This window comes from Thalassolituus sp. UBA2009, assembly GCF_002335285.1.
In the GTDB taxonomy this organism is placed as follows: Bacteria; Pseudomonadota; Gammaproteobacteria; order Pseudomonadales; family Oceanobacteraceae; genus Venatoribacter; species Venatoribacter alkanivorans.
The window spans coordinates 1-5,306 of record NZ_DDCJ01000108.1 but is presented as its reverse complement, the minus strand read 5'-3'; the positions used below and the strand labels follow the sequence as shown (position 1 = coordinate 5,306).

Below are 5,306 nucleotides of genomic sequence, written 5' to 3'. Positions count from 1 at the left end.
TCCTGGTTTAAGCCGCAGCTGGGTTTGCATAAAGACGGGCGTAACCGCAGTAAGGCCGGTTTTGCGGTTGGTGCACTGGTGCTGTTACTGATCGGTTTTGCCAATGGGGCTTTGTCGGCCGGCAGTGGTTTGTTTGTCACCCTGTGGCTGGTGTACTGGTTTGGACTGGATTACAAAACCGCGGTGGCGCAGACACTGGTTGCGGTCGGGTTAGGCTGGAACGGCAGCGGGGCTCTGACTATGAGTGCCATGGCCGAGGTGCAGTGGAGCTGGATACCGGCACTGGTCGCCGGCTCACTGGTGGGCGGATATCTGGGTGCACACACGTCGATTCAGGCGGGTAACCTGACCATTAAACGCCTTTATGAACTGGTCACCCTGATTGTGGGCCTGAAGCTGTTGCTTGGCCCGCTCTGATCATCAGCCGGGTTTCTGTACTTTGGTTGTGGTGTTCAGCCCTGTTGTTTCATCCCGGCCAGCATCGGCGGGTAACCATTTCTGCACAACCAGACGGATCTGATCAAGACTGATTGGCTTACTCAGGTAATCGTTCATTCCGGCATCAAGGCAGCGTTGCTGATCGCCGGACATAGCGTTGGCCGTGACCGCGATAACCGGAGAATGGCGCTCGCTGAGGTGGCTGGCGCGCAGAATCCGGGTTGCTTCAAAACCATCCATGACCGGCATCTGGCAATCCATAAAGATCAGATCGTAACGATAGGAACGCTCGGCTTTCAGCAGCTCCAGTGCCTTTTCACCGTTATCTGCAACATCCACTTTCAGTTGCAGACGGCTTAACATTGAATTCAGAACGCGCTGATTGATGGTGTTGTCTTCAACAACCAGAGCACGGCCGCGGATATTCTCGATAGGCGTTGTATCAACGGCTTCTACCCGGTTTTTAACCAGACGGACTTCACTGCTGCCCAGCGCCTGTACCGGCAGGTGCAGGTGAACCTGAGTGCCACGGTGTTTTGCACTGTTGATATTCAGACTGCCTTTCATGCAATGACAAACGGCTCGTACCAGTGACAGGCCAATGCCCAGTCCCTGAAAACGACGCTGATCGGAAGCATCTCCCTGACAGAAATAGTCCTGTACGCGGCTCAGCTCGGCTTCGGTCATACCGATACCGGTGTCACTGATATGGACATCGAGGCTGGTGTTTTGATCGTGTTGGCTGACGCCGACTTCAACACGAATCTGACCTTCCTGAGTAAATTTAACGGCATTTTCCAGCAGCGCCTTAAGTGCATGACGGATGCACTTAATATCAGCACGGATATGATTAGGCAGCCCCGGCTGCAGCACCAGCTCAAAAGTCAGATGCTTATCCTGACATTGCTGACGGACATAGTCGGCGGCGGTGCGGATCATCGGCGCCAGTTCAATGGTTTCCGGTGACAGAATACGGTTACCGGCCTGCAGCTCGGTATAGGTCAGAACGTTATCGACCAGATCCAGCATATCTCTGGCGCTGCTGCGTGCGTCCTGCAGAGAACTGAGCAGAGGCTTGCCATGTTCGTCGGCCGCAAGTTCCAGCGATCCCAGTATGCCGTTAAGTGGTGTACGGAACTCATGGCTGATTGTCGCAAGGAAATCATTTTTCAGGCGATTGGATTCAGCCAGCCGCACGGCCCGTTCTTCAAGTTCTTTTTTGACCACGGCCTCAGCATGATTTTTGGCCCGTTCCAGAATTTTGATACGGTCAGCAAGGGCAAAGGACAGTAAAACGATTTCCAGAGCACTGCCGATTTTACTGGCATGAGTGGTCCATAAATTATTGGGTAAATACCCCAGCATCATGGAAATGGTGATCATGCCGCCGACAATCAGCGATACCCAGGCAATCAGGAAATAACGGGCCTGATGCTGTCCTTTGAGTAGCGACATTACAGAAGAATAGAAAACGGTGACCAGAAAAATGACTACTACAAATTTGCCGCTGCTCATAACGGTCGCGATATCAAAGACCAGCGAACTCAGGCAGATAAGAGCTGACAAGATCAGGCAAATACGCAATGCAATATCGGCCACGCGATCGTGGATTCTGGTCTGCAGGAAAGCACGGGTGAAGGCACTGCCAAAAACACCGACAAGACCGATGGTTAAGGGAACGGCCATTTGCTCAAGCCATATCCACTGTGGCCAGATAAATTGATAACCGAGGCCACTGGTTGCCAGCTGCAAGGCAGAAAATGAGGCGATATAGCCAATATACAGCAGGTAATTACTGTCACGGATGCTCAGCCACAAAAAGAAATTGTAGAGGAACATCACCAGCATCATGCCGTAATAAAGTCCCAGCCCATATTGCTCGTTACTGCGCTTTTCAACAAAGTGGGTAATTTCCCAGAGGCTGATCGGTACCTGCATGGAACTGGTGGTCTGCACGTTGAGATAAACCGTCTGTTGTTTATCCGTGCTGAAATCGAGGGGAATAACAAAATTGCGGTGCGATACCGGTCGCTGTGAAAAAATATTCAGGTCCCCCAGCTCGTAATGACTGAGCTGAGCGCCACCTGCACGATGGGTGACGGCATTAACCACATCCAAAAGAGGGTAATTAATTTCCAGCAACCAGCGTGTTTTTACACTCCGGCTGGCATCAATATTCAGCTTCAGCCAGTAAGCAGATTCCGTGAAGCCTTCATTAAAGGCGGCTTTAGGGTAAAGACGGAACGGGATGTTCTGCTCAAGAATATAGGGAAGGGATAACTGAGCCAGCGGATCTTCGAGATAATACAGAGCACCGGCGCTGTTTATCTGGCTGGTGTCATCGGTTAAATACAGTACCTCGGCAGGGGAATCTGCTGTGTTTTCGGCAGCAACCGGCAAAGCCACCGAGAACAGTGCCGAGAGACTTGCCAGTAATACAGTAAGAACAGCAGTACGCAGCATATGAGAATCTTTTTTATGCCGCTTCCCTGATTACAGACAGCCTGCGTAAGCATCCTTGCTATCTGCAACCGCTGTGCGGTCGATTATTTTTTCCGGGGACAGGCTCAATCAGAGGGTACCTGCCCGTGTAAACCGGTTCCTGAACGTGGCAATTATTGGGTATAGCAATAATAAATACCAGAGCGCACCACCGCCCGATGGACCACCGGAACTGACAACAATCACTTCCGTTACAGGCTGTGGGGCACTGGCAACCAGTGTCACATTGATGGTCTGGCTGCTGAATGTTGTATTAATAGTAGTCGCTATCTGATCAATATTGCTATGCCGGATTTGTAATTGCAGCGGTGTTTTTATACTCAGGTCACCCAACCAGTTGTAGCTGACAGAGGTGCTGCTGATGCTGTTCAGTGAAAGTACTTCCTGACTGTCATCATCAAACAGCAGAGTCAGCTGCGGCAATTCAGTACTGAAATCGAAACCGCTGGCCTGAACGATGCCGTTAAGGCTGAAAGGCGACTGCAGTGCCGTCAGCGTCGCGGTTGCCGTGGTTTGTTCGCTGTCCAGATTCAGCCCGGCACTCAGATAACCATCTGCACTGATGTTCAGCTGCAGGCTCTCCTGAGGCAATTGCAGGCTGATGTTGCCATTGTTGTCTGCGCTGGCTGAAGACGGCAGCCCCCAAAGTTCAAAACGGCTGTCGGCAATAGCAGCAACCGCAGTACTGATGGCTTGCGTACTCTGATCGCTGACGCTGATCAGTACCGTTCTGCCGGGCTGCAGTGCCAGTTCCAGTTCGCCATCCGGCAGATTGCTGCCAGACGCGGTGATTACCGGCTGGCTGCTGCTACTGACCGCATTAAAGGTCAGTACCGCCGTGGCGGCATTGAAGTTTGCGGCATCATCGGTTGCGCTGATGGTGTTCAGGGCCGTGCCGCTGGCATCGCTGAAAGCAACTTCTGCTGAACTGCTGGACAGAGACAGCAGGGTAGCGGCAGGAGCACCTTCGACGGTAACTGTCTGGCTGGCCGACAGGGCCAGTGTCGGCGTTACATTGGTGATGACCCGCAGTGGACGTTCAATGTAATAGGTTGCGCTGAAGCCGTTGCCGTCGCTGACGGTCAGGGTATAGGTGCCAGCGAAGGCGCCACTGGTTGGCATGGCCAGAGAATAACGCTGAGTGCTGCTGTCGTAGCTGAGCAAGTTGTCCTGCTGGCTGCCATTAAAGAACACAGAGGTTGTCAGCTGGCCGTCACCGCCACTGAGGGCAAGGCCGATTGAATTCAGCCCGGCGCTGAGAGTGTCACCATTACCCAGTGTGGTTTCATTCTGCTGCAGTTCGAACTTCGGTAATACGGTAATCGCCAGGATTGCGCTGTCGGTCAGCAGGCCGTCGCTGACACTGAGACTGATACTGGCGGTACCGGTAAAGCCACTATCGGCACTGATACTGAGCTGGTCAGCACTGATGCTGGCTGAGACGCCAGCGCTGCTGCTGAGGATGCTGTAAGTCAGACTGTTGTTATCGGCATCGGTAGCGCTGAGAGTGATATCGGCGCTGGTTTCCTGCAGCAGGGTCAGCGCCGCCGGAGGATTAAGCACCGGCGCCTGATTGCTGGCTGACAGTACATTTACGCTGATGCTCTGCGATGTTGTGATATCACCATCACTGACAGCGACTTCAACCATGGTGACACCGCTGGTATCTGCAGCCGGCGTCAGTGTCAGCGTGCTGCCGTTCAGACTGCCGTCGATCTTGCTGCTGTCAAAACTCACCAGATCGAAAGTCAGAGAGCCCGCAGCGGTATCAATATCGGTGGCGGTCAGTGTGATGGTCAGAATGTCATCATTGGCGATATTAACGTTGTCTGTGGAAGTAAACACCGGGGCATCGTTAACCGGATCTACGGTGACGTTAACACTGCTGCTGTCAGTAAGCGTGCCATCAGATACCTGTACCGTGATGCTGCCGGCACCGTTGTAGTCGGCTTGCGGAGCAATGGTTAAGGTGGCGCCACTGATGCTGGCCCCCAGCTCGCTGGTGGCAGATGTGATGCTGTAGGTTAACGAACCGCTGTCGATATCGGTGGCGCTTAACGTGATATCCAGCGTGGCATCTTCGTTCAGGGTTTGGGCTGCAATTGTGTCTATGACCGGGGCATCGTTGACCGGATCTACGGTGACATTAAAGCTGGTGCTGTCGCTCAGGGCGCCGTCGGAAACCTGTACGGTGATGCTGCCGGCACCGTTGTAGTCGGCTTGCGGAGCAATGGTTAAGGTGGTGCCGCTGATGCTGGCGCCCAGTTCGGTGGTAGCGGAGGTAATACTGTAGGTCAGACTGTCGCCATCGGCATCGGTCGAACTAACCGTCACATTCAGAGTGCTGTCTTCATTCAGGGTTTTCG

The 5,306-nt window shown here is 53.2% G+C and carries 3 protein-coding genes; 1 reads left to right on the top strand and 2 read right to left on the bottom strand.

The annotated features are described in order from the left end of the window. A partial coding sequence (locus B3P58_RS13950; RefSeq protein ID WP_286718376.1) for a sulfite exporter TauE/SafE family protein occupies positions 1 to 417 on the top strand: 417 nt, incomplete at its 5' end. Positions 418 to 420: 3 nt separating this feature from the next. Here the strand turns inward: B3P58_RS13950 and B3P58_RS13945 are convergent. Together B3P58_RS13945 and B3P58_RS13940 are read right to left on the bottom strand one after the other, a co-directional pair. Then, positions 421 to 2,901, bottom strand: coding sequence for a hybrid sensor histidine kinase/response regulator (locus B3P58_RS13945; RefSeq protein WP_286718373.1), 2,481 nt, complete (start codon positions 2,899 to 2,901; stop codon positions 421 to 423). A 108-nt stretch (positions 2,902 to 3,009) separates the two neighbouring features. After that, the coding region (locus tag B3P58_RS13940) for a tandem-95 repeat protein (RefSeq protein WP_286718371.1) at positions 3,010 to 5,306 on the bottom strand (2,297 nt) is incomplete at its 5' end.

Bases quoted from the DNA above. Each gene is read 5' to 3' on its own strand.
- B3P58_RS13945 (WP_286718373.1), bottom strand. From the start codon at position 2,901: ATGCTGCGTACTGCTGTTCTTACTGTATTACTGGCAAGTCTCTCGGCA.